Raw genomic sequence first — 25344 nt, forward strand, 5'->3', positions numbered from 1 at the left:
TGCGCAGCTCAAGTCGCGGGTATATACCCGCGTCATGCCAAGCGAAACCTGCCACTGCATCGTGCTGCGCCAAGCCTCCCGGAAGGTCTCGTCCTACTATGACGAGGCGCTGGCTCCGCTCGGCGTGAACATCGGCCAGTTCAGCCTGCTACGCAATATCAACCGGCTGGCGCCCGTCTCGCTCACCGAGCTTGCCGGCAAGGTGGATCTCGATCGGTCGACAGTCGGCCGCAATGCGAAAGTGCTGGAGCGCATGGGTCTGGTCGCGATCGGTCACGGAGAAGACCAGCGGGAAGCCATGCTGACCTTGACCGAAAAGGGCCGCCATCTGCTCGAGAAAGGCGCGCCCCTCTGGGACGGCGTTCAGGAAGATATCGAGGTTCGGCTCGGGCCGGACAAGACGAGGCAACTGCTGGAGCTGCTCAAGGAGCTCTGATTCTTTTATTCAAAAGCGGGCATATACCCGCAAATCCCGCTGCAGCCGCGGCAACGATCAGGAAAGGGACGACAAGATGATCTCCACCAGCGCCGCCCGATGGATGGCCGGCAGAAACCTGCACTACGGGTGGGTGGTCGCCGCCACCACCTTCCTCACCATGCTGGCGACGGCGGGCGCCATGGGCTCGGCAGGCGTGATGATCCAGCCGCTGCACCAGGAATTCGGCTGGGATATCGCCGATATTTCCTCGGCCATGGCGGTCCGTCTCGTGCTCTTCGGCCTGCTCGGGCCTTTCGCCGCCGCCTTCATGAACCATTTCGGCATCCGCCAGGTGGTTTCGACGGCACTCGGCATGATCATGTTCGGCATCGTCGCGTCCTTCTTCATGACCGAGGTCTGGCAACTGCTGTTGCTCTGGGGCGTCGTCATCGGCATCGGCACCGGCATGACGGCGCTGGTTCTGGGCGCAACCGTCGCCGCCCGTTGGTTTTCGAAGCGCCGCGGTCTCGTCGTCGGTTTGATGACGGCGAGCAACGCTACCGGCCAGCTCGTCTTTCTCCCTATTCTGGCGGCCCTCACCGAAGCCTATGGCTGGCGCACCGCGCTGACGCTTGCGGTCGCCATCATCGCCACCGCCATGGTCCTCGTGCTTCTGCTGATGCGCGACTACCCGGCGGATGTCGGCCTGCCGGCCTATGGCGAAACGACGGTTTCGAAGCCCCCGAAGCAGGACCACAAGCTGCTGACGACGCTCGCTTCCCCGATCGTCACCCTGTACAGCGTCTCCGGCAACCCCGTTTTCTGGGTTCTGTTCGGCACGTTCTTCGTCTGCGGACTTTCGACCAACGGCCTGATCCAAACTCACTGGATCTCGATCTGCGGCGATTTCGGCATGGCAGCGGTAACGGCCGCCGGCACGCTTGCCGTCATCGGCATCTTCGATTTCTTCGGCACGATCTTCGCCGGATGGCTATCCGACCGGTTCGACAACCGTTTCCTGCTCTTCTGGTTCTACGGCCTGCGCGGTCTGTCGCTGATCTATCTCTCCTTCTCGGGCTTCAGCTTCGTGGAACTGTCGATCTTCGCGGTCTTCTACGGGCTCGACTGGGTGGCGACCGTTCCGCCGACCGTAAAGCTCGCGGCGGAGAACTTCGGCCGCGAAAAGGCGGGCCTCGTCTTCGGCTGGGTGTTTGCGGGCCATCAGCTTGGCGCGGCGACCGCTGCCTTCGGCGCGGGCTTCTTCAAGAGCGACTTCAATACCTACATGCCCGCACTGCAGATCGCCGGCGTCGCCTGCATGATCGCGGCGATTTCGGTCCTGCTGCTCAGAAAGCCCGGCTCCACGACGGCAGTGCCGCAGGCGGCTTGACCCATCCAAGCTCCTGGCGGCCAAATCGCGGCCGCCGGGAGGCCTGTTGCCAAAGACAGAATTCGCCGCCAGATTCGACGCAAGAACTACCGCTCGGACTGGAGGAACCATGTCGTCGATCGTCTCAGGCACCGCCGCACAATATGCCGACAGCCGCAGGCTCGCGGCCCGCGGGCGCCTCAACAGGGAATATACGATCGCGGAGATCGGCTGGTTTTCCTGGGTCGCACGGCAACTCCCGCTTGATCCCGGTGATCGCGTTCTCGATATCGGCTGCGGACCCGGCTGGTTCTGGGCTTCCGTCATCGGCGATGTGCCCGGAAATCTCGACCTGACATTGGCCGACCAGTCTGCCGGCATGGTCGAGGAAGCGGTGAACCGCTGCCGGACCTTGCCCTTCGGTTCAGTGGCAGGCCGGCAGGCCGAGGTCACCGCCCTCCCTTTCGATGACGGTTCTTTCGATGCCGTCATCGCCATGCACATGCTTTACCATGTGCCCGATCCAGTTACCGGAATGGCGGAAATGTTTCGCGTCCTGAAACCCGGCGGCGTGCTTGCGGTAACGACAAACGGTATCGGCAACATGCGCGAAATCTACGAACTGACGACCGTTTTCGGTAGCTCGCCGGTTGATCCCGGCGGCGCAGCTTTCGGGTACCAGAAGGCCGAGGAACTGATGGCCGCTCAGTTCGGCAACGTTACTTTCTCCGAGCATCCGGCACGCATGCGGATCACCGAGCCGGAGGACGTGTTCCTGGCGCTGACATCCTACCCGCCGGGAGACGGCGCAAGCGAAACGCAGCTCGCCGCCTTCCGCGAGGCGATTGCCGAAGCCTTCGAACGTGGCGGCGGCGTGCTCGAGGCTAGGAAGGAGACCGGCCTGTTCCTCAGCAGAAAAGCTTAGGCCATAGGCGCCATCCCGCCAAAAAGAAAAGGCCCGGAGCGATCCGGGCCTTTTGCCTTTCAGTACCTTCTGCTCGCTCAAGCCGCAGCGAGCGTCAGTTCCTTCTTGACCATGCTGCGCAGCGCCACAAGATCCTTGGCGAAGAGGCGGATGCCTTCGGAAAGCTTTTCCGTCGCCATCTGGTCCTCGTTGAGCGCCCAGCGGAACTGCTTCTCGTCGAGCGACTGGAGCGGCTCGGCCTTGAAGGTTTCCGGCGAAAGCTTGCGGTCGAGCGTGCCGTCGGCCTTATCCAGTTCTTCCAGAAGCGCGGGGCTGATCGTCAGACGATCGCAGCCGGCCAGAGCCTCGATCTCGCCAATGTTTCGGAACGATGCGCCCATGACGATCGTGGAGATGCCGTTCGCCTTGTAATAGTTGTAGATCTGACGGACGGAAACGACGCCCGGATCGGTCTCGGCGGTGTAATCCTGGCCGGTCGACTTCTTGTACCAGTCGAGAATGCGGCCGACGAAAGGCGAAATCAGGAAGACCTTCGCTTCCGCGCAGGCGATTGCCTGTGCCATGGAGAAGAGAAGCGTCAGGTTGCAGTCGATGCCTTCTCGCTGCAGCACTTCCGCCGCGCGAATGCCTTCCCAGGTGGAGGCGAGCTTGATGAGAATGCGCTCGCGCTCGATGCCGCGCTCCTTGTAGGCGGCGATGATCGAACGCGCCTTAGCGATCGACGCTTCGGTGTCGAAGGAGAGGTCGGCATCGACTTCCGTCGATACGCGGCCGGGCACGATTTCCGCAAGCGCCGCACCCACATCGATGGCGAGCCTGTCGGCAACCGCCGCGACGACCGCATCGTCCTGGCTGCCCTGCTTGCGGCCCCAGGCGATCGCGTCCTTCACCTTGTCGGCAAAGGCCGGCGTGCCAAGCGCTTTCAACACGATCGTGGGGTTCGTGGTGCAATCCACCGGTTTCAGGCGTGCGACCGCTTCGATGTCGCCGGTATCGGCGACGACCGTGGTCATGGAACGAAGTTGCTCAAGTTTCGACGTCATCCGAATAGTCCTCGATATGGAGATAAAACGCCTGTCGCGCGATTTTGCTCCCCCGGCGCCCTGCACAAACTATCGTCTGCGAGCCGCAGGGAAGTCAAGACATTTGTACATCGGAATTGACATATGTTTCACCTGTGGTGATATCATGGCCTTTATCGGGAAAGATAGAGGCTTCCGCCAGGGCGGAAAGATATCGGAGGTGTTTTGGCAAGGCTTAGACGGGAAACCCACACCGCATATTCCGACGCCGCCTCGCTGAGGCTGCGGGCCGCCTGGCTCTATTACAACCAGGGCCTGACGCAGAAGGACGTGGCCGAAAGGCTCGGCATCAGCCGTTCGACGGTGATCCGCATGCTCGACGAGGCGCTGAAGCGCTCCGAGGTGCAGATCTGGATCAGCGAGGGCATCGACGGCTGCGTGGAACTTTCGACCCGGCTGGAACAGGCCTATGGCCTGGATGAGGCAATCGTCGTGCCCGCGCCGCGCGATGACAGCCCGGCGGCGATGGCAAGCGCGGTAGGGTTGGCTCTCGGGCAGTTCCTGTCGGAAGTCGTGCAGGACGGTATGACGCTCGGGGTGGGCTGGGGCCGAACCATGACGGCCTCGCTCGCAAGCTTCCGTCCGCCGCGGCGCCAGGATTGCAAGGTGGTTTCCCTGCTCGGCGGGATCGTCGCCGTGCACCAGACCAACCCGATCGATTACACCTGGCGGCTCGCAAGCCAGCTCGATGCGGAATGCTACATGTTCCTCGCGCCGCTCCTGGTGGATTCGGTCGCCACCAAGCGGGCGCTGATCGAGGAATGCGGGCTGAAGACCCTCTACAATCTGGCAGAAAACCTCGACCTTGCGGTGGTGAGCTGCGGGGATATCGGCCCGCATTCGACCTCGCTTTCGGAAGGCTTCATTTCGAAGCGGGAACTTCAGGATTTGATCGCCGCCGGCTGCGTCTGCGACACCATGTTCAACTTCCTCGATGCCGAAGGCCGGTCGATCGCCCACCCGATCAATGAGCGGGTGATGTCCATCGATCTCGACACGCTGAAGAAGGCCCGGCACATCGTGCTCTCCTCCGGTGGGGCGCACCGGGCGGTCGCCATCCGCGCCACCATCCGGCGGATCGGCTGCAATACGCTGATTACCGACGAGAGCGCGGCACGGGAGCTGTTGAGGCTGGCGGAAGCTGAAACAAGGGCCGTAGTGTGACCCCCTCTGGCCTGCCGGCCATCTCCCCCACAAGGGGGGGAGAAAACCCGCGGCACGACCTCACCTCAACAGCGACCGGAGAACGGGGCAGTCAAGCCCCTCCCCTTGTGGGGAGGGGCTGGGGAGGGGATTTCAGAAACTCAAGCATTCCCCGCTTCCCAGCCGAGGATCGCCCGCTTGCGGGTGAGACCCCAGTGATAGCCGGTGAGCGCGCCGCTTTTGCCGAGCGCCCGGTGACAGGGCACCACGAAGGAAAGCGGGTTGCGGCCGATGGCGGCGCCCACCGCGCGGCTGGCGCTCGGCTGGCCGATATCGCGCGCGACGTCGGAATAGGTGACCGCCTTGCCGAAGGGGATCTTCAACAGGCTCTGCCAGACGCGTATCTGGAAGTCCGAGCCGATCAGCACGACGTTCAGCGGCTGCTCGGCCGACCATTTCGAACGGTCGAAGATGCGGCGAATGTAATGTGCGGTATCTTCGCGGTCCTCCACGAAATTCGCATTCGGCCAGCGGCGGGCCATATCCTCGAAACAGGGCTTCTCGCCGCCCTGATCGGCAAAGGCGAGGCCGGCCAGGCCGCGATCGGTCGCCATGACCAGCGCTATCCCGAAGGGCGAGGGATGGAAGCCGTAGCGGATGGTGAGCCCCTCGCCGCGCGCCTTCCACTCGCCGGGCGACATGGCCTCATGGGTGACGAAGAGATCGTGCAGCCGGCCGGGGCCGGAAAGGCCAAGTTCGTAGGAGGTCTCCAGCAGCGGCAGGCCCTCCTTGCCGAGCAGCCGCTTGGCATGGTCGAGCGTGACCGCCTGCAGGAAGGCCTTGGGTGACAGGCCCGCCCAGCGGGTGAAGACCTTCTGGAGCTGGGTCGGCGACTGGTCGAGTTCGGCGGCGATCGCCTCCAGCGACGGCTGATCGCGATAATCGAGCGTGATCATCTCGATCACGCGGCGCACGGTCTCGTAATCGGAGCCATCCGGCGTCACGTCGATGGCGGGTGCGTCGATCTGGGCAAGAGCATTCATGGTCTTTCTCCTTTGCCCCTAAAATGATCGCTAAGGACCGTCAAAACCACCCGTTTCTTGCCGATTTCCCTCATTTTGCACGTTTCTACAGCTTCTGTTTCACCGTCGCGAGCGCCCCGCCGAAGGCTTTGGCGAAGCTCTCGCGGTCATCCGGGTTGAGGAAGGAGCCGACATCCGTTCCGCGTCCCTCGCCCGTCACCTGCATGGAGGTGATGCCGAATTCCTCGTGCCGGTTGACGCGGAAGCGCGCCCAGAACGGGTTGAAACGGTGCTCCACCATGCGCCCACGTGGCGAGAACTTGCGGATCGACAGATTGGTGCGCGAAACGCTGACTTCCTCGCGCGCCTTGCCCGACCAGTAGCTCAGCTTGAAAGCTCCATAGAGCAGCAGGAAATCCAGCCCGAAGAAGAAGCCGATCGGCCAGGCGCCGGTCGCCATGAAGAAGACGCCGTAGAGGAAGCAGATGCCGCCGGAAAGAACGAGCAGCACGCGAAAACCCTTCCGGCCGAGCGAACGGTGAGGCGTGAGCTCGGCGGCGAAAACAGGCCTGTCTTCCGAAACGTCCACGTTGCTTTCCCTCATGCAAGCTGGGTATTAGACGGATATGGCGACTCCGAAATCCAAATCCAGCATCAGCATGTCACAAAAGTCAAACGGTGCTACGGCCCGCAAGCCGAAGCGGTATAAGTCCGCCTATTCGAAAGCCGAGCTGGAGGAGATCTTCCGCCGCTTTTCCGTGCAGCGGCCGGAGCCGAAGGGCGAGCTCGAGCATGTGAACCCCTTCACGCTGGTGGTGGCGGTAGCGCTTTCGGCGCAGGCGACCGATGCCGGCGTCAACAAGGCGACGCGCGGGCTCTTCAAAGTGGCCGACACGCCGGAAAAGATGCTGGCGCTCGGCGAGGAAGGCGTGACCCGGTACATCAAGACAATCGGCCTCTACCGCAACAAGGCGAAAAACGTGATCGCGCTCTCGCGCATGCTGATAGACGAATTCGGCTCGGAAGTGCCGAAGACCCGCGAAGAGCTGATGCGGCTGCCGGGCGTCGGCCGCAAGACGGCGAATGTGGTGATGTCCATGGCCTTCGGCATCCCGACGCTCGCCGTCGATACGCATGTCTTCCGCATCGCCAACCGGCTTCTGATCGCCCCCGGCAGGACGCCGGACGAGGTGGAGGAACATTTCCTCAAGGTCATTCCCCACCAGTATCTTTATCACGCGCATCATTGGCTGATCCTGCATGGTCGCTACACCTGCAAGGCGCGCAAGCCGGAATGCGAGCGCTGCGTCATCGCCGATCTCTGTCGATCGCCGGAAAAGACCTGCGATGTGCCGGCCCCTCTGGTGGAACTACCGCCCCAGCAGATCGGCGTGGCCGAGGCCGTCGAGTAGGGCCGCGATCGCCGCCTCGTAATCCTTCCGGCTTTCCCCGGCATCGATGGCGATCGCCGCGCGGTCGAAGGCAGCCGAGATCAGCGCCGTCAGCGGATCGAGAAGCCTTTGGCTTTCGGTGCCCGCAAGCAGCTCGGAAAGCCCGATCTTGAGGCTGGCCTCGGCCGGTTCGTCGGCAAGCAGCGCCGGCGCTTCGAGCAGCAGAAGCTTCGTGCGGCCGGGCACCGCCATGGCATCGAAATAGGCCGAGGCGCCCTGCAGCAGCGCATCCCGTGCCGACGTCGCATCGGCGGACCTTTCCTCGATCGCCTTGCCCACTTCCGCCGCCTCGCGCTCCACCACAGCGGCAAAAAGCGCCTTCTTGTCTTCGAAATGGTGATAGAGGGCGCCGCGTGTGACGTTCGCCGCCGCGACGATATCCGGCGTGGCGGTCTCGGCGTAACCCTTTTCCACGAAAAGTGCCCGTGCGGCATCAAGGAGGGCCGCGCGGGTGGCATCGGTGCGTTCGCGGTTGCTGCGCGGCATTTTCTTTCCTTCCCCATTTACATACAAACAGAATGTATTTATAAGAAAACATACAGACCGAATGTATCTTAAGGAACGAGGGAGTGAAAGCCATGAAATGCACGAGCTACTATCCCGTCATCATGACAGACGACGTGGCCGCCACGGCAGCCTTCTATCAGGAGCATTTCGCTTTCGAGGCGCTGTTCACTGCTGATTGGTACGTGCACCTGCAATCGAAGGAGAGCGAGCATGTGACGCTGGCGATCCTCGACGGCAGCCATGAAACGATCCCGGAAGACGGCCGCGGCAAGGTCTCCGGCCTCATCCTCAATTTCGAGGTGGAGGATGTGGATGCGATTTACGAGCGCCTGAAGAAGGCCGGATTGCCGATCCGGCTGGATATCCGCGACGAGGATTTCGGCCAGCGGCATTTCATCATCGCCGATCCGAACGGCGTGCTGATCGACATCGTCAAGCCGATCCCGCCGAGCGCCGAATTCGCGGCCATGTATGAGGCTTCGGCGCTGCCGGGTTAGGCTTTAAAGGAAGGATCGCGGCGGGAGATCGCCTTGTGGAGATGTACCATGAGGCCCGCCGCGAAGAGCGGCGTCAAAAGGTTGACGATCGGGATCGCCAGGAAACAGGCGATCAGGAGCCCCGCCATGAAGACGGTGGAGGAATGTTTCGACCGGAAGGCACGAGCCTCGACCGGCGGGCGGAATCGCATGGCCGCGAACTCGAAGAATTCGCGCCCGAGCAGATAGCCGTTCACCAGGAAGAAGGCGACGAGATTAACGCCCGGAATGAAGAGCAGCAGGAGCGCGACGATATTGCCGACGATCACCACGCCCAAGAACTTGATGGAACTGGCGATCGCCTCACCGAGCGGCATGGCCTTGCCGGGTGGATCGTTCGGATAGTCGCGCTTTTCCACCACTTCCGCCACGTCGTCGAGAAAAAGGCCGGCGATCAGCGCGGTGATCGGCGCGATCAGCAGCGCCAACGCGAGCGCCAGGCCGATGCTGGCGAGGATCGCCGCGAAGAAGGTGAACCAGCCCGTCCAATCCGGCGTGGCCGGAAAGAAGCCCGCGAGCCATGGCCAGGCATAAAAGGCGAAAAGCTCGCGCAGGCCGAACCATACGCCGATGAGAACGAGGATGGTGAGCCCCAGCGTCTTCCAGAAGACGGCGCGCGTCTCCGGCGCGAAGAGGTTGGCAAGCGAAAGTCTCGCAGCGTCGAGGATCATCGGCGTCTCCGTGTGTGGCCGCAGAGATGTAGGTGGGAGAAGCCGGAGCGGCAAGGCGATCCGCGAATTAGCTCGCTCCGGGTCCAAAGCGCCCCTCGTCAGTCCGTCGATGCGCCGGTGAAAACCGCCAACTGAGCGTCGAAAGCACGCTTATATGCGGGCCGCGCTTCGCCGCGGGCGACATAGGCGGAGAGGTTCGGATATTCGTCCAGTATATCCGAGCTCTGCAACCGGCGCAGCACCGTCACCATCAGCAGGTCACCGGCGCTGAACGCACCATCGAGCCAATCGGCATCGCCGAGGTGACCGGAAAGGCCGTCCAGCCGCTTCCGTATGTCCTTCTCCAGGGCATGCATGCGCTGCTCGTACCAGGGCTCGTCACGCTCGAGTATCCTGGCAAGGGCGCGCTCGAAGACTGGCGGCTCCACCGTGTTGAGCGCGGCAAACATCCACATGATCGCCCGCGCCCGGGCATTCGCATCGTCCGGCAAGAGGCTCCCATGGCGCTCGGCGATATGGAGCACGATCGCGCCCGACTCGAAGAGGGCGAGATCGCCTTCCTCATAGGTCGGGATCTGCCCGAATGGATGAAGCGCGAGATGCGCGGGTTCCTTCATGGTTTTGAACGAAACAAGGCGAACGTCGTAGGGCTGCCCTGCTTCTTCGAGCGCCCAGCGAACGCGCATGTCGCGCGCCAGGCCGTTGCCACGATCGGGGGAGCGTTCAAAGGCGGTAATGGTGATGGTCATCGTTGTTCTCCATGGCTTGCCTGCCTTGAAGACGGCCGGCTAAGCGAGATTCCGACACCCGATGCTCGCAATAATCCTCGCGATCACCTACCCCAGCTCCTTCAGCTCCTCCCGATGTCTCAGCATCGCGAGAAACCGCCGGTAATCGCGCTCGTATTTCTGCGCCCGCGCCGGGTCGCGCCGCCGCTCCGTGCCGCCGCCATCCATGGCGTGGCCGGCGGCAAAGAGATTTTCGTGGACGCCGCCGGCAACCGCCGCGGCCATGGCGGTGCCGAGCAGCACCGCATCGCGCGTCTCGGGCACGACCACATTGCGGCCCGTCGTATCGGCATAAAGCTCCACGAGGAGCGGATTGTTCACGTGCCCGCCGGTGACGTGCAGCGTCTCGAACCGGTAGCCGTAGCCTTCGAGCGTCTCCAGGATGTGGCGGATGCCGAGTGCGATGCCGACGCAGGAGCGCCAATAGAGCCGGCAGAGCCCGTCGAAGGATGTATCGAGCGTCAGGCCGCTGACGACTCCGGTGGCATGCGGATCGGCAAGCGGCGAGCGGTTGCCGTGGAAATCCGGCAGCACATGGAGGTCGGGCGCGATCTCGCCGCCTTTCTCGGCGCGCAGTTCCGCGATCCGGGTGATGATGCGCCCATGCAGATCGACGGAAGGCTCGCCGCCGGCGGCGTGCATCCGGACGACATGGTCGAGCAGGGCGCCGGTCGCCGATTGCCCGCCTTCCACCAGCCAGTGCTCGGGCAGGACCGCGCCGTGATAGGGGCCCCAGAGGCTGCGGCCGGGCTTCGGTTCATGCGTGAAGGCGACGATGCAGCTCGACGTGCCGCCGATCAGCGCCACGTGACTTTCGAGGCCTCGCCCATCCGCTACCCCGCCGAGCACGCCGCCAAGAACACCAAAAGCGCCGGCATAGGCGTCGATCAGGCCGGGCGCTACATGCACGCCGGTGTCGAGGCCGAGTTCCGCCGCCGCCTTTTCGCCAAGCGTGCCGATGCTCTCCCCTGCCCTTACGGTTTCTTCCGGCAGGCCGGCCTTTTCCCTCAGGTCTTCGAGGCCCGCAAGCCGCAGGAAGTCGGCGTTCCAGCCGGGATTTTCATGGGCGAGATAGTTCCACTTGGCGGTCAGCGTGCAGCGGGAACGCGCCGCCGAGCCGGTCGCCTTCCAGGTGAGGAAATCCGCAAGATCGAAGAAAGAGCCTGCCCTTGCCCAGGTCTCCGGCAGGCGCCTCTTCACCCACATGAGCTTCGGCATCTCCATCTCGGGCGAGAGCGAGCCGCCGGAGAATTCGAGAACCGGATGACCGGTGGCGGAAAGCTCGTCCGCTTCCTCTATCGCCCGGTGATCGAGCCAGACGATGGTATCGCGGCGATCCTCCCCTGTCGTGGAAACGGTGAGCTGATGACCGTCGCGATCCCGCGCCACAAGAGAACAGGTGGCGTCGAAGCCGATCGCGGCAACGCCGGAGGCCGGAATGCCGGCCTCCCTCACGGCCTCTCGGACGGCGCCGCATGTGGCCGCCCAGATATCCTCGGAATCGTGCTCGGCGTGGTTTTCCCTCGGCCGGAACATCAGGATCGGGCGTTTCGCCTTGGCGAGCAGGCGTCCATCGCGATCGAAGACGCCGGCGCGGGCGCTGCCCGTGCCGATATCGACCGCAACGAGATGATCACGCATCCGGATTTGTTTCCTGTCCCATTGTTCGCTGCGGCTAGCGCGACCCTTTTAGGCCCGCTTCGCGGCGATCCTCCAAATGTTTTTGGACAAGGTGGATCAAATCCGGCATCGCGTCAAACACCACCTCGGGCGCCAGCGCTTCTATGCGCTCGCGATAGCCGGGAACGCCGGCATGCGAACCGCCGGTGAAAGCGAAGGTGGCCATGCCGGCGCGATGCGCCGCCTCGATACCGGCCGGGCTGTCCTCGATGACGATGCAGTTTGCGGGGTCCGCATTCATTTCGCTCGCGGCATGCAGGAAAAGATCGGGCGCCGGCTTGCCCCGCGCCACCATGGCCGCGCTGAAAATGTCCGGCTCCAGCCGGTCGATGAGCCCGGTGATCGTCAGCGACAGACGGATGCGCTCGGGCTGGCTGGACGAGGCGACGCAACGCCGCCACGTCATGCGGTCGAGCGTCTCCCCGATGCCGGGGATCGGCCGCAGTTCCTTTCGGAAGCGCGCGTAGAGATCGTGACGCATGTCATCGAGGAAACTCTCGTCGGCTTCGATGCCGAATTCGTCCCGCATGATCCGGGTGACGGTCGCAAGGCTGCGGCCCAGAAAGCGGCGATAGACCTCCTCCTCTTCGATCATCAGGCCCTTGCGGCGGAGCGCATCCATGAGCACACGCACGGAAACGGGTTCGCTGTCGACGAGGACCCCGTCGCAATCGAAGATCACCAATGGTCCCGCCGTATCGAGCACTTTTTCCACCGTTACTTGACGAGCTCGTCCGCCAGATAGAGTTCGAGCGTTTTAGCAGTCCCCTCTTTCCAAAGCGTTTGAAGCGCATGGGCGAAACGCTTGCGGAACAGTTCGGATTTAGAGACCGCCCCGAATATCTCGTCGAAGGCAAGGAAGGCGTCCGGATCGTCCTTGGCCTTCAAGGCAGCCGCATGCAGGCGGTCGGCGCTCGCATCGTTGAAGACGATCGTCTTGCCGCTGTCGGAAGTGCCCGCGAAATAGCGGCACCAGAGCGCCGAGACGAGCGACAAGCCGACGATGTCGGGGCCGTTCGCTGGCCGGGGGGCGGTGGACGGCAGGATGATTTTCGGCTGCGGGTGGGAGCCGTCTGGCGCGGGCCGCGGGATCGTGTCGCCGATCTCCGGGTTCAGGAACCGCCGCTCGATCAGCGCGAAGTATTCCTCAAGGCTGGTATCCGGCACCGGCGGGATGATCGGGATGATCTCCTCCTTCTCCAGCTTGGCGAGGAAAGCGCGGATCAGCGGATGTTCCATGGCCTCATGAACGAAATGCACGTCGAGAAGCGCTGCCGGATAGGCGATCGCCGCATGACCGCCGTTCAGGATGCGGATCTTCATATGCTCATAGGGCGCGACATCCGGCACGAACTGCACGCCCACCTCTTCGAGAGCGGGGCGCCCGGCGGGGAACTTGTCCTCCATCACCCACTGCTTGAACTCCTCGCAGAAGACCGGCCAGTTGTCCTCGATGCCGAAATCATTGCGCAGGATATCGATCTCGCGGGTTCCCGTGGCCGGAGTGATGCGATCCACCATGGAATTCGGAAAGGCGACGTTGCCGTGAATCCAGTGAGCGAAATCCGGATCGGAGAGCTTGGCCAGTCCCACGACCGCGTTTTCCGTCACCTCGCCGTTTCCGGGGATGTTGTCGCAGGACATGATGGTGAATGGCCGGATGCCGCGGCTCTTTCGCAGCTTCAAACCCGCCAGGATCAGCCCGAATACGGTCTTCGGGTTCTCCGGGTTCCTGCCGTCCTCGGCGATTGCCGGATGGGCCGGGTTGAACTGGCCGGACGCGTCGATGAAATAGCCGCCCTCGGTGATCGTCATGGAGACGATGCGGATCGCCGGATCGGCGAGCCTCTCGATCAATGCTTTCTTCTGATCCGGCGCGATGATGTCGATCATCGGCCCGGTGACGCGCGCGGCCGTCTTGTTATTGTCCTGCTCGACGACGGTGGTGAGATAATCCTGAGCCTTCAGCTTGTCGCGCATGGCGGCATCGGAGGGCAGCACGCCGGCGCCCACGATCGCCCAGTCATGATCCCCGCCGAGATTGAAGAGGTCGTCGAGATAGACGGCCTGATGGGCGCGATGGAAGTTGCCTACGCCGAAATGCACGATCCCGGCGGAAAGTGTTTCCCTGTCATAAGCCGGCACGGCGGCGGTTGCCGCGGCATCCTTCAGGCTCGCCAGCGAAAGCTTCACAGTCATTTATCAGTACTCCAGTGTGGACCGAGAAATCTCAGGCCAATAAAACAGGCCAACACCACCCCAACCTCCGTCGCAACGCCCCGGTTTGATGGCACGTTGCATTCCTCTCGCCGTCATCCTCGGGCTTGTCCCGAGGATCTGTCCACGTCGAGACAATCGAGCCGTTTGCAGATGCTCGGGACAAGCCCGAGCATGACGACAGAGCATTCGCAGCCTCGCCACAATCTCAGGCCCTGATGGCCATGCCCTTGTCGTCGAAGCGATGTATCCGGTCCTCATTGGGCGTGAGATAGATCCGGTCGCCGTGATGCACGCCGAACTCGCCGTCGCAGCGGGCGGTGATCGACCCGATGCCCTCCACATCCACATGCAGGAAGGTATCGGCGCCGAGATGCTCGGCGACCGTCACCTTGCCCGTCCACTCGCCGCTGTCCTTCGAAAGACCGATATGCTCCGGCCGCACGCCGGCCGTGCTCGCGCCCTTCGACTGCGCGAATGCGCCCTCGATCAAGTTCATGCGCGGCGAGCCGATGAAGCCGGCGACGAAGAGATTGCGCGGATTGCGGTAGAGCTCCAGCGGCGAGCCGACCTGCTCGATATTGCCGCGGTTCAGGACAACGATCTTGTCGGCCATGGTCATGGCTTCCACCTGGTCGTGAGTGACGTAGACCATCGTCGTCTTGAGCTGGTGATGCAGCTGGCTGATCTCGAGGCGCATGGTGCCGCGCAGCGCCGCGTCGAGGTTCGAAAGCGGCTCGTCGAACAGGAAGGCGGAAGGTTCGCGCACGATGGCGCGGCCGATCGCGACGCGCTGGCGCTGCCCGCCCGAAAGCTGCGAGGGACGCCGCTCCAGATAATCCGTGAGGTTGAGCACGCGCGCGGCATCCTCCACCTTCCTGTCGATGGCCGCCTTGTCGAGCTTGGCCATCTTCAGCGGGAAGGCGATGTTGTTGCGCACGCTCATATGCGGATAGAGCGCATAGGACTGGAAGACCATGGCGAGCCCGCGCTCGGCCGGCGCATTCTCGGTCACGTCCTTGCCGTCGATCATGATCGAACCGCCGGTAACGTCCTCCAGGCCCGCGATCAGGCGCAGGAGCGTGGACTTGCCGCAGCCGGACGGGCCGACGAAGACGACGAACTCGCCGTCATGGATTTCGAGGTCGATCGAGGGGATGACCTTGGCTTCGCCGAAGGTCTTCGACACCTTGTTGAGGGTTATGCTTCCCATGTCGTTCTTGTCCTTGCTTGACCGCGCCGCCTACTTGACCGCACCGAAGGTGAGGCCGCGAACGAGTTGCTTCTGGCTGAACCAGCCGAGGATGAGGATCGGCGCGATCGCCATGGTGGAGGCCGCCGAAAGTTTCGCCCAGAACAGTCCCTGAGGACTGGAGAAGGAGGCGATGAAAGCCGTCAGCGGCGCCGCATTGGTAGTCGTCAGCCGGATGGTCCAGAAGGACTCGTTCCAGGCGAGGATGACGTTGAGGAGCAGCGTCGAGGCGATGCCGGGAACCGCCATCGGCGTCAGCACGTAGACGATCTCCTGCCAGAGCCCTGCCCCATCCATCCGCGCCGCTTCCAGGATCTCGCCGGGGATTTCGCGGAAATAGGTGTAGAGCATCCACACCACGATCGGCAGGTTAATGAGGGTGAGCATGACCGTGAGCCCGATGCGGCTGTCCAGCAGGCCGAAATCGCGGAACATCAGGTAGATCGGCACGAGCACTGCGACCGCCGGCATCATCTTGGTGGAGAGCATCCACATCAGGATGTCCTTGGTGCGCTTGGTCGGCGAAAACGCCATCGCCCAGGCGGCCGGGATCGCGATGATGAGCGCCAGGATCGTGGAGCCCACCGACAGCACGACCGAGTTCATGAACGGCTTCAAGTAATCGCGCTGCGTCTGCACCGTGACGTAGTTCTCGAAGGTGCCGGAGGGGATGAGGCTGAAGCCCGCGATCGCTTCCGGCTCGGTCTTGATGCTGGTGATGAGCGTGTAGAGGATCGGGAAGAAGATCACCAGCGCGACGATCCAGGCGGCGATCGTGGCGGTGACCTTGTGGCGTGTCGTGACTGAGCGAGCCATGAAGTGACCTCCTTACCGGTCCAGGTTGCGGCCGACGGCGCGCATCAGGAAAAAGGCGACGATATTGGCGAGGATGACCGCGATGATGCCGCCCGCTGATGCCCCGCCCACGTCATAGCCGAGAAGCGCGGTGCGGTAGATTAGGAAGGCAAGATTGGTTGACGCGTAGCCCGGGCCGCCATTGGTGGTGACGAGAATTTCCGCATAGACGCCGAGCAGGAAGATCGTCTGGATCAGGATCACGACCGTGATGGCGCGGGCAAGATGCGGCAGCGTCAGATAGATGAAGCGGTTGAGGAAATTGGCGCCGTCCATCTCGGCCGCTTCCTTCTGCTCGCTGTCGAGCGATTGCAGCGCGGTGAGCAGGATGAGGGTCGCGAAGGGCAGCCATTGCCAGGCGACGATGATGATGATCGCCAGCAGCGGATATTGCGCAAACCAGTCGACCGGCTGGAACCCCAATGCCTTGTTGATATCGGCCAGCACCCCATAGCCCGGATGCATGATCATGTTCTTCCAGATCAGCGCCGCGACCGGCGGCATGACGAAGAACGGCGAGATGACGAGGATGCGCACGATCCCCTGCCCGAAGATCGGCTGATCGAGAAGGAGCGCGATCGCGATGCCGCCGATGACGGTGATCAAGAGCACGCCGCCGACGATCATGAGAGTGTTCCAGATCGACTGGAAGAATGCCGGATCGGTGTAGAAGAAGCGGTAGTTGAACAGGCCCGTGAAGCTCACATTGGCGGGATTCAAGAGATTGTAGTTCTGAAACGAGAACCACAACGTCATCGCCAGAGGAACGATCATCCAGACCAGGAGAAGCAAAACGGAGGGCGCCATCATGAGCCGCGCCAGAGTCCTGGTGTTCTGCGTTGCCATTCTGCACCCTCCCTGAATTGGCCGCGCATCTCATTTGGGCGGGAGACGTGGCGCGGCCGGGCTTTTCTTGTTGTTTCGGCAGAGTTTGAAAAGGGGTCGCCCGACCCGAAGGCAGGCGACCCAGGCTCGGGAGGAACTACTTGATGTAGCCGGCGCGAGTCATTTCACGCACCGTGGCGGTTTGCGCCTGCGTGAGCGCATCATCGACCGAGGATTGACCCGCCACAACCGCCGAGAAGAGCTGGCCGACATTCGTGCCGATCGCCTGGAATTCCGGGATCGCCACGAACTGGCCGCCTGTATAGGGCACCGGCTTCACGGTCGGCTTGGTGATGTCGGCTGCCTGCATGGCGGCGAGCGTCGGCTCGGCGAAGGAGGCGGCCTTCTTGTATTCCTCGTTCTCATAGAGCGAGGTGCGGGTGCCCGGCGGCACGTTCGCCCAGCCCTCCTTCGAAGCGACGAGCTCGGTATATTCCTTGCTGGTCGCCCAGGCGATGAACTTCTGCGCGGCCTCGCCCTTCGTGGAGCTTGCCGGGATTGCGAGGTTCCACGACCACAGCCAGTTGCCGTGGTTGTTCACGCCCTCCTTGGTCGGGAAGATCGCATAGCCGACCTTGTCGGCGACCGTCGAATCCTTCGGGTCGGAGACGAAGGAGGCCGCGACCGTCGCGTCGATCCACATGCCGCACTTGCCCTGCTGGAAGAGGGTGAGGTTCTCGTTGAAGCCGTTGGAGGAAGCACCGGCCGGGCCTGCATCCTTCATGAGATCCACATAGAACTGCAGCGCGTCCTTCCATTCGGGCTGATCGAACTGCGGCTGCCAGTTTTCGTCGAACCACCGGCCGCCGTAGGAATTGGCGAGAGCCGTGACGAAGGCCATGTTCTCGCCCCAGCCGGCCTTGCCGCGCAAGCAGATGCCGTTGATGTCGGCGGAACGGTCGGTGATCTTGCGGGCGGCCTCGCCGATGAAGTCCCAGGTCGGGTTTTCCGGCATCTTCAGCCCGGCCTTCTCGAAGAGGTCCGTGCGGTACATGATCATCGCGGATTCACCGTAGAACGGCGAGGCATAGAGCTTGCCGTCCACGGTGAGGCCGCCGCGGATCGACGGCAACAGGTCATCCACGTCGTAGGCATCGCCCAGATTGTTGAGTTCCAGAAGCCAGCCCTGCTTGGCCCAGATCGGAACCTCGTAGTTGCCGATCGTCAGGATGTCGTACTGTCCGCCCTTGGTGGCGATGTCGGTCGTGACGCGCTCGCGCAGGACATTTTCCTCAAGCGTCACCCATTCGACCTGAATATCCGGGTTCTTCGCGGTAAACTCGGACGTCAGACCCTGCATACGGATCATGTCGCCGTTGTTGACCGTCGCGATCGTGAGAGTTTCGGCCGAAGCCCCGGTGGAAAAAACTCCGGCAAAAACCAGCGCCGAGCAGGCGCCCAGCAAAACCGTCTTCAATGTCATATCTTCCTCCCAGAAGATGAGTAACGAGCATTCGCTTTGCTCATGAGCAATTACCCACTAGCGGGCAGTCAAAGTCAATCTCCATTCGTCGCTGCAGCGCAACGGCAAACATAATCTCTTGATTTTAAACCGGTAATTTTTGCTCACATGGAGAGCAATTGCTCCGCGGTCGCCTCATCGGTGATGACGCCGTTGATGAGCCTCCCGTCGAGGGCGGCGCCAAGCGCGACCACCTTCTTGCGCCCCTGCGCGATGCCGATGACGGACGAGGTCTCCCGCGAAGGAATCGGCACGCTCGCAACCCGGTCGTTTATGGAGCTTTCCACCAACCTGCCCTTATGGTCGAAGATCCAGCCGCAGATCTCGCCGGCGGCCCCCTCCTCCACCAGCTTCATCATCTCGTCGCGGCCCAGGAAGCCGTCGACGCAGAGCGGACCGTCCACCCCGAGTTCGCCGATGCCTACGAAGGTGACATCCGCCTTGGCGCCGAGCGCGATGGTGGAGCGCACCAGCGCCTGGTCATGCAGCGTCTCGCGCTCTTCCGCCGAAGAGCACAGAACCGGCAGCGGCATGGGAAAATGCCGCGCCTTGATGGCATCGGCCATGGAAAAGATGACGTTGTAGAAGGCCGCCGACCCGTCCGGCCCGATATTGCCGGTGAGCGACACGATACGGTGCTGCGGGCATTCCATCGGCGGCAACTGGTCGACCGCGGCTTTCAGCGTGCGGCCCGTGCCGATCGCGACGATGATCGGGTCCGGACGTTTCAGCCAGCGCTCGATCTCGGCCGCCGCCGCTTCCGCGATGCCGACCGTGGTGGAGACGCCGGCCGGATCGCTCGGCACCACCTCTGCATGCTTGAGATCGTATCTTTGCCTGAGAGCCTCGGCCAGCTCCAGACAGGCCGAGATCGGATGGTCGAGCCGCACCTTGATCAGCCGTTCGGCAACCGCAAGCGACACCAGCCGCTGCGCCGACTGCCGGGAAATGCTCATGGCCGCGGCGATTTCGTCCTGGGTGCGGCCCGCCACATAATAGAGCCAGCCGGCCCGCGCCGCATCATCGAGCCGCCCTTGCGTATCAGACCGTTTTGCCATGGCAGAAATTCTCCTCCGCCCGTTGCTGCCATGTTTTCGGAGTTTCTGTCAAACGGTTGGCGGCGTCCGACGCAAGGCATCGCCTATCACCTGCCCCATGAGATCGTAACGAGCGCGATGCGCTTCTTTCGATGCAGCCAGCCAGCCCGCAGCTTCGATCTTGGTAAGGTCGAGAGGATGCCCGGCCTGTTCCGCAAGCTGTTTGAGATACAGCAGCTGCGTGCGGCCGTTCCCCTCCCGGAATGGGTGGACATAATTGACATCGCCGATGATTTTACCGGCTTCGGCCGCGAAGACCGATTGCTCGAGACCTCGCAGAAAATCCGATTTCATGAGGCGGCGGTGAACATCCGCCATGCCTGTTTCGATATACTGCTGGAACTGGAACTGGCTGCCGCCCTTGGATATCTCGACGGTGCGAATTTGCCCCGCCCATTCGAAAATGTCCTGGAAAAGATGGCGATGGATCGCCTTGAGATGCTGAAGGTCGAAGTTGCCTGACGGGATGCCCTCACCCACCCGCATTGTGACTATTTCGCGCTCGTAATAGTCAAGCTTCTCGGCATCCTGAATGCCGAGTTTGTTTCTGAGAACACCGGTTCCGGGATAGACGTATGGGTCGCTCATTCCGCCGCGTGAGGTGTGGCGGCAGCACGCGCCCGCTCAAGGATATACGCACGGCGCTTTTCCTGGGACCACCCCTCGCGAGCAAACATTTCAAACATGGCGATCTGCTCCGCATCGAGGGGATTTCCCTCGATCGCCTGGAGATGAGCGGCTTCGCGGGTGCGTAGCCGGATCGTGTTCTTGTCGTTCATGTCGGAGCTTTTCCTCCTGGCCAAACCGCCGGGTCATCCGGATATCAACTGATTGAAGGATATCAGAAATCCGGATGCCCGGCAAACTCACGCCACCTGCACCAGATGCCCCTCCGAAACCTCCCGGTACTCCCGCTTCGGCGGCACGTAGTCGACGGACCGGATCGGGCTCTTGATCTCGTCGGTGGACATGTTGCGCTTGATCTTGCGGCGCGAGGGATCAGGCACCGGAACCGCCGACATCAGCTTCCTCGTATAGGAATGCTGCGGGTTGTCGAACACCGCCGCACGCGGACCGATCTCGACGATCTCGCCGAGATACATCACCGCAACACGATGGCTCACCCGCTCCACCACCGCCATATCGTGGCTGATGAAGAGGAAGGCAAGGTTGAGGCTCTGCTGCAGGTCGAGGAGCAGATTGCAGACCTGCGCCTTGATGGAGACGTCGAGCGCCGAGACCGCCTCGTCTGCGACAATCACCTTCGGGTCAAGCATCAGGGCGCGGGCGATCGCGATGCGTTGGCGCTGACCGCCGGAGAACTCATGCGGGAAGCGCTTCATCATGTCGGCCGACAGGCCGACCTTTTCGAGCAGATTGGCCGTCTTTTCGCGGGCCTGGGCTTTCGTACCGAGATTGTGCTCGATGAAGGGCTCCATCACCGCCGCGCCGATGCTCATGCGCGGATTGAGGCTGGCGAAAGGGTCCTGGAACACCATCTGGATCGACCGCCGCATGCTGCGCAAGCTCGACTGATCGAGCTTCATGACGTCATAGCCGTCGAGAGTGACGTCGCCGCTCGTCGGCGTGATGAGCCGCGTGACGGAACGCCCGGTGGTGGATTTTCCGCAACCCGATTCGCCGACCAGCGAAAGCGTCTCACCCTCGAACAGGTTGAAGGAGACTTTCTCCACCGCATGCACGGCGCCTGTCTTGCGGCCGAACAGGCCGGAGCGGATGTCGAACCGGGTCGTCAGTTCCTTGACGTCGAGGATCGGCGTCCTGCCCTTGCCGACCGTATCATCGACATCCTTGAGGGGTTGCTGCTCGCCGGTCTTCACATCGATGATCGGAAGCCGCTGCGGCAGCACCCGCCCGCTCATGGAGCCGAGCTTCGGCACCGCCGAAAGAAGCGCCCGCGTATAGGGGTGCTTGCCGCGATGGAAGATGTCGTCCGTGGAGCCGGTTTCCACCGCTTCGCCGCGATACATGACGATAGTTCGATCGGCGACCTCCGCCACCACGCCCATGTCGTGGGTGATGAAGAGAACCGACATGCCTTCCTCTTCCTGCAGCACTTTGATGAGATCGAGGATCTGGCCCTGGATCGTCACGTCGAGTGCGGTCGTCGGCTCGTCGGCGATCAGGAGTTTCGGTTTCGAGGCGAGCGCCATGGCGATCATCACGCGCTGGCGCATGCCGCCGGAGAACTGATGCGGATATTCGTCGAAACGATTTTTCGCGTTCGGAATTCTCACCTTTTCGAGGAGCCGGACCACCTCCGCCTTGGCCTCGGCCTTGGTAATGTCCTTGTGGACGGTCAAGGCTTCCGCGATCTGCTTGCCGATCGGGAAGATCGGGTTGAGGCTCGTCATCGGCTCCTGAAAGATCATCGAGATCTCGTTGCCGCGTACATGCCGCATCTGCTCCTCCGGCAGCGCCAGGAGCTCCCGTCCGCTTAAGAAAACCTTGCCTTCGATCCGGCTCGAATTCTTCGGCAGGAGCCGCATGATCGAGAGCGAGGTCACGCTCTTGCCGGAACCGCTCTCGCCCACGATCGCAACCGTCTCGCGCGGCGCCACATCGAAGGAAATGTTGCGCACGACGGACTTCCATTCGTCGCCGACGCGGAAGGAGGTCGTGAGGTTCTGGACCGAAAGCACAGGCGCGACCGAGCCGCCGGTCTGCTCCATTGCCGTTGCACCAAGCAGCATGGGATTCTCCTTGTTCGAACGGTTGGAAGGATCAGGCTGCGAGCGCCGTTTCGGCAAGCGTCACCCAATAGCTGACGCCATAGGGGATGGCCTCGTCGTTGAAATCGTAGGCCGGGTTATGGAGAGTGGCCGTATCGCCGTTGCCGATGAAGATGAAGGCGCCGGGCCGCTTCTCGAGCATGTAGGAGAAATCCTCCGCTCCCATATGCGGCGGCGCATCCGTCGTCACCGCCTTGCCGCCCGCGATCCTGCTGGCGATCTCGATCGCGAAATCGGTCTCGTCGGCATGGTTGAAGGTGACGGGATAGCCGCGGCGATAGACGACCTCTGCCGTCGCGCCATGGGCGATCGCCGTCGACTGCGCCACTTCGGTCAGGCGCTTTTCGGCGAAATCGCGGGTTTCTGGAAGCAGCGTACGCACCGTGCCCGTCAGCTTTACGAAGCCGGGGATGACATTGTTCGCCTCCCCGCCATGGGTCGTCGCCACGGTGACGACCAGCGATTTCAGCGGATCGGTCTCGCGCGACACGATGGATTGCAGCGCGATGATGATATGGGCCGAGGCAAGCACCGGATCGACGGAAAGATGGGGCTGCGCGGCATGGCTGCCGCGGCCGTGAATGGTGATCTCGAAAGAATCGGCTGCGGCCATGACCGAGCCCTTGCGGATCGAGAAATGGCCGACCGGCAGGCGCGGCTCGTTGTGCATGCCATAGACCTGTTTGATGCCGAATTTCTCCATGAGCCCGTCGTCGATCATGGCAAGCGCGCCAGCGCCGCCCTCTTCGGCAGGCTGGAAGATTACCGCGACGGAGCCGGAGAAGTTGCGGGTCTCGGCAAGGTACTGCGCCGCGCCGAGCAGCATGGCGGTGTGCCCGTCATGGCCGCAGGAATGCGCCTTGCCGGGCGTCTTCGAAGCCCAGGGCTTGCCGCTCGTCTCCAGGATGGGCAGCGCATCCATGTCGGCACGGAAGCCGATCACCGGGCCGTCGCCCCGCCTGCCCTTGATGATCCCGACGACGCCGGTCTTGCCGATGCCCGTTTCCACCACGTCGCAGCCGAAGGATTTCAGCTTCTCGGCCACGAATTTCGCCGTCTCGTGAACCTCGTAGAGGATCTCGGGATTCTGGTGGATGTGGCGCCTCCATTCAGCGACTTCGTCCTGCATTTCGGCGACGCGATTGAGTACCGGCATAGGTGCAAACTCCGCAATTTTTGCTGTTTCCCATTCTTGTTTGGCGGGATATTGCGATGCGAAGTTGGGTTTTTGCAAGCTTCAATTTTCCGGCTTGAACGGAAAATAGGCCTATGCTTAGATAGCTCAAAATTTGGTCACGCCTGACTGGGAAGGCGCGATCCTCGCTGTGCCAAAACCTGCTTGAACGGAGGGAGGACAGTTAATTCCACTGTAAAATCAAAAGCTTGATAAAGCTGCCTTGCAGTGCGAACAGCTATAGCACCGGCTTGCGCCGGACTGGCAAACCATGCAACCCAACGAGAAAATAAAGGGGAATACTCGCATGAACAAGCTCAATATCCTTCTGGCAGGCTCCGTGGCGGCGCTTGCGTTCGGCGCAACCGCCGCCCAGGCCGAGAGGGGCACCGACGGGGATCTCAAGATCCTCTTCTGGCAGGCGGTTTCGACCATGAATCCGTATCTCTCCGGCGGCACGAAGGAAGTCTACGCCTCCTCCATGGTGATCGAGCCGCTGGCCCGCTACGACGAAAAGGGCGAGCTCGTCCCGACGCTGGTCACCGAGATCCCGACGATCGAGAACGGCGGCGTGGCGCAGGACCTGCTCAGCATGACCTGGAAGCTGAAGCCGGACGTGAAGTGGTCCGACGGCACCCCGCTCACCGCCAACGATCTCATCTTCACCTGGAAATACTGCACCGCGCCGGATGGCGGCTGCGCGCAGGCTGCCCAGTATGAAGGGGTCAAGAACGTCGAGGCGGTCGACCCGCACACCGTCAAGATCACCTTCGAAGAGCCAAAGCCCTACCCCTACAGCGCCTTCGTCGGCGCCCAGTCGCCCGTCATCCAGGCGGCTCAATTCAAGGATTGCGTAGGCGCAAGGGCCCCGGAATGCACCTCGGCCAACTTCATGCCGATCGGCACCGGCCCCTTCGTCGTGAAGGATTTCAAACCGAACGACGTCATTTCCTTCGAAGCCAATCCGAATTACCGCGATCCGGCCAAGCCCGCTTTCGCGACCGCGACGCTGAAGGGCGGCGGCGACGCCGCGTCAGCGGCCCGGGCGGTGCTCGAAACCGGCGAGTTCGACTATGCCTGGAACATGCAGGTGGAGCCGGAAGTGCTGGCGACCATGCTCGCCGCCGGCAAGGGCCAGTTGGTGACCGCCTTCGGCACGCAGGTCGAGCGTATCAACCTCAACCACTACAATGCCGATCCGGCGCTCGGCTCCAAGCGTTCAACCAAGGAAGCAGGGCCGCATCCCGCGCTCTCCGATCCGGCCGTGCGCAGGGCTCTTTCGATGGCGATCGACCGCGACATCATCGATGAGGCGGGTTACGGCGAAGCTGGCAGGCCGACCTGCAACATCGTCCCCGCCCCGGAAGCCTACGCGTCCACAGGAAACGATGACTGGTGCCTGAAGCAGGACGTCGAAGGCGCCAACAAGCTGCTGGACGAGGCAGGCTGGGTTCCCGGCTCTGACGGCATCCGCGCCAAGGACGGCGTTCGCCTCTCCTTCCTCTACTCCACCTCCACCAACTCCGTTCGCCAGGCGACCCAGGAACTGGTGAAGGATATGTGGTCGCAGATCGGCGTGGATGCGGAACTGCGCAATGTCAGCGCCTCGGTCTTCTTCGGCGGCGATCCGGCAAGCCCGGATACCTTCCAGAAGTTCTATGCCGATGTGGAAATGTACACCAACAACTTCGATGGCACCGATCCGGAAAAATACCTGGCCGAATGGTTGTGCGACAAGGTCCCGGCACCGGAAAACGGCTGGCAGGGCCAGAACATTCCGCGTTACTGCAACCCGGAATATGACAAGCTGGTTGGTGAACTCGCCAAGACTGCCGACCTTGAAATGCGAGCCGAACTCGCCAAGAAGCTCAACGACATGCTGACCGAGGAGGGTGCGCATATCCCGCTCATCCATCGCGGCCAGCTCTCCTCGCATTCCGTCACGCTCGAAGGCGTGAAGATGAACGCGTGGGATTCCGAACTCTGGAACGTCGCCGACTGGTCTCGCAAGAAGTGACCCCGTTCGCCGGGCCTGCCGAATAGCACCGGCCCGGCGT

At 62.5% G+C, this 25344-nt stretch carries 25 protein-coding genes; 7 read left to right on the plus strand and 18 right to left on the minus strand.

Features of this window, described 5'->3' with window-relative positions; translation table 11 throughout:
- The first annotated feature begins 34 nt into the window (after positions 1–34).
- The 3 genes from YH62_RS13725 to YH62_RS13735 all read left to right on the plus strand — a co-directional run bounded on the left by YH62_RS13725 (position 35) and on the right by YH62_RS13735 (position 2712).
- Positions 35–436, plus strand: coding sequence for a MarR family transcriptional regulator (locus tag YH62_RS13725; protein WP_046794768.1), 402 nt, complete (start codon positions 35–37; stop codon positions 434–436).
- 76 nt (positions 437–512) lie between these two features.
- The gene (locus tag YH62_RS13730) at positions 513–1808 is read left to right on the plus strand and encodes an MFS transporter (RefSeq protein WP_046794769.1); all 1296 of its coding nucleotides are present in this window, start codon (positions 513–515) and stop codon (positions 1806–1808) included.
- A gap of 109 nt (positions 1809–1917) precedes the next feature.
- Positions 1918–2712 carry a class I SAM-dependent methyltransferase gene (locus YH62_RS13735; protein WP_046794770.1) on the plus strand — a complete coding sequence of 265 codons (795 nt, stop codon included), beginning with the start codon at positions 1918–1920 and terminating at the stop codon, positions 2710–2712.
- A gap of 77 nt (positions 2713–2789) precedes the next feature.
- On the opposite strand, the gene tal is transcribed toward YH62_RS13735, so the two are convergent.
- Positions 2790–3755, minus strand: a complete 966-nt coding sequence (gene tal / locus YH62_RS13740; protein ID WP_046794771.1) for a transaldolase — start codon at positions 3753–3755, stop codon at positions 2790–2792.
- A gap of 204 nt (positions 3756–3959) precedes the next feature.
- On the opposite strand from tal, the gene YH62_RS13745 reads away from it, so the two are divergent.
- Positions 3960–4958, plus strand: a complete 999-nt coding sequence (locus YH62_RS13745; protein ID WP_046794772.1) for a sugar-binding transcriptional regulator — start codon at positions 3960–3962, stop codon at positions 4956–4958.
- A 140-nt stretch (positions 4959–5098) separates the two neighbouring features.
- On the opposite strand, the gene YH62_RS13750 is transcribed toward YH62_RS13745, so the two are convergent.
- Both YH62_RS13750 and YH62_RS13755 read right to left on the minus strand, forming a co-directional pair.
- Entirely contained in the window at positions 5099–5980 is an 882-nt protein-coding gene (locus tag YH62_RS13750; protein ID WP_046794773.1) for a bifunctional helix-turn-helix domain-containing protein/methylated-DNA--[protein]-cysteine S-methyltransferase, read from the minus strand.
- Between the two features lie 85 nt (positions 5981–6065).
- Positions 6066–6563: a DUF2244 domain-containing protein gene (locus YH62_RS13755; protein ID WP_046794774.1), complete on the minus strand. Its 498-nt coding sequence runs from the start codon at positions 6561–6563 to the stop codon at positions 6066–6068.
- Between the two features lie 22 nt (positions 6564–6585).
- On the opposite strand from YH62_RS13755, the gene nth reads away from it, so the two are divergent.
- Positions 6586–7371, plus strand: coding sequence for an endonuclease III (gene nth / locus YH62_RS13760; RefSeq protein WP_046794775.1), 786 nt, complete (start codon positions 6586–6588; stop codon positions 7369–7371).
- On the opposite strand, the gene YH62_RS13765 is transcribed toward nth, so the two are convergent.
- Entirely contained in the window at positions 7330–7896 is a 567-nt protein-coding gene (locus YH62_RS13765; RefSeq protein ID WP_046794776.1) for a TetR/AcrR family transcriptional regulator, read from the minus strand. The two genes, nth and YH62_RS13765, sit on opposite strands and share 42 nt — an antisense overlap.
- A gap of 92 nt (positions 7897–7988) precedes the next feature.
- Between YH62_RS13765 and YH62_RS13770 the strand changes: the two genes are divergently transcribed.
- Positions 7989–8414 (plus strand): VOC family protein, encoded by a 426-nt coding sequence (locus YH62_RS13770; RefSeq protein ID WP_046794777.1) that lies wholly within the window; start codon positions 7989–7991, stop codon positions 8412–8414.
- On the opposite strand, the gene YH62_RS13775 is transcribed toward YH62_RS13770, so the two are convergent.
- The 14 genes from YH62_RS13775 to YH62_RS13840 all read right to left on the minus strand — a co-directional run bounded on the left by YH62_RS13775 (position 8411) and on the right by YH62_RS13840 (position 23269).
- Entirely contained in the window at positions 8411–9124 is a 714-nt protein-coding gene (locus tag YH62_RS13775; RefSeq protein ID WP_046794778.1) for a sulfate transporter family protein, read from the minus strand. The two genes, YH62_RS13770 and YH62_RS13775, sit on opposite strands and share 4 nt — an antisense overlap.
- 98 nt (positions 9125–9222) lie before the next feature.
- The gene (locus tag YH62_RS13780) at positions 9223–9873 is read right to left on the minus strand and encodes a glutathione S-transferase family protein (protein ID WP_046794779.1); all 651 of its coding nucleotides are present in this window, start codon (positions 9871–9873) and stop codon (positions 9223–9225) included.
- Between the two features lie 87 nt (positions 9874–9960).
- Positions 9961–11553 carry an FGGY-family carbohydrate kinase gene (locus tag YH62_RS13785; RefSeq protein ID WP_046794780.1) on the minus strand — a complete coding sequence of 531 codons (1593 nt, stop codon included), beginning with the start codon at positions 11551–11553 and terminating at the stop codon, positions 9961–9963.
- A gap of 34 nt (positions 11554–11587) precedes the next feature.
- Positions 11588–12298, minus strand: coding sequence for an HAD family hydrolase (locus YH62_RS13790; protein WP_046794781.1), 711 nt, complete (start codon positions 12296–12298; stop codon positions 11588–11590).
- 11 nt (positions 12299–12309) lie between these two features.
- Positions 12310–13791 (minus strand): mannitol dehydrogenase family protein, encoded by a 1482-nt coding sequence (locus YH62_RS13795; protein WP_046794782.1) that lies wholly within the window; start codon positions 13789–13791, stop codon positions 12310–12312.
- A gap of 226 nt (positions 13792–14017) precedes the next feature.
- Entirely contained in the window at positions 14018–15022 is a 1005-nt protein-coding gene (locus tag YH62_RS13800; RefSeq protein WP_046794783.1) for an ABC transporter ATP-binding protein, read from the minus strand.
- 30 nt (positions 15023–15052) lie between these two features.
- Entirely contained in the window at positions 15053–15877 is an 825-nt protein-coding gene (locus YH62_RS13805) for a carbohydrate ABC transporter permease (RefSeq protein WP_046794784.1), read from the minus strand.
- 12 nt (positions 15878–15889) lie between these two features.
- On the minus strand, positions 15890–16762 hold the full coding sequence (locus tag YH62_RS13810; protein WP_046794785.1) for a sugar ABC transporter permease: 873 nt from the start codon (positions 16760–16762) through the stop codon (positions 15890–15892).
- Between the two features lie 136 nt (positions 16763–16898).
- Positions 16899–18224, minus strand: a complete 1326-nt coding sequence (locus YH62_RS13815) for a sugar ABC transporter substrate-binding protein (protein ID WP_046794786.1) — start codon at positions 18222–18224, stop codon at positions 16899–16901.
- Positions 18225–18367: 143 nt separating this feature from the next.
- Positions 18368–19321, minus strand: coding sequence for a sugar-binding transcriptional regulator (locus tag YH62_RS13820; RefSeq protein ID WP_046794787.1), 954 nt, complete (start codon positions 19319–19321; stop codon positions 18368–18370).
- 48 nt (positions 19322–19369) lie between these two features.
- Complete coding sequence (locus YH62_RS13825) at positions 19370–19948, minus strand: Fic family protein (protein WP_046794788.1); 579 nt, start codon at positions 19946–19948, stop codon at positions 19370–19372.
- Positions 19945–20139, minus strand: a complete 195-nt coding sequence (locus tag YH62_RS13830; protein WP_046794789.1) for a hypothetical protein — start codon at positions 20137–20139, stop codon at positions 19945–19947. The genes YH62_RS13825 and YH62_RS13830 overlap by 4 nt, the downstream gene beginning before the upstream one ends.
- Positions 20140–20226: 87 nt before the next feature.
- Positions 20227–22074, minus strand: coding sequence for an ABC transporter ATP-binding protein (locus YH62_RS13835; protein ID WP_046794790.1), 1848 nt, complete (start codon positions 22072–22074; stop codon positions 20227–20229).
- A gap of 31 nt (positions 22075–22105) precedes the next feature.
- Complete coding sequence (locus YH62_RS13840) at positions 22106–23269, minus strand: M20 aminoacylase family protein (protein WP_046794791.1); 1164 nt, start codon at positions 23267–23269, stop codon at positions 22106–22108.
- Between the two features lie 325 nt (positions 23270–23594).
- Between YH62_RS13840 and YH62_RS13845 the strand changes: the two genes are divergently transcribed.
- A complete protein-coding gene (locus tag YH62_RS13845) occupies positions 23595–25304 on the plus strand; it encodes a peptide ABC transporter substrate-binding protein (protein WP_046794792.1) in 1710 nt (569 codons plus the stop codon).
- The last annotated feature ends 40 nt before the right edge of the window (positions 25305–25344 follow it).

It is taken from the genome of Rhizobium sp. LC145 (assembly GCF_001005825.1).
GTDB lineage: Bacteria > Pseudomonadota > Alphaproteobacteria > Rhizobiales > Rhizobiaceae > Neorhizobium.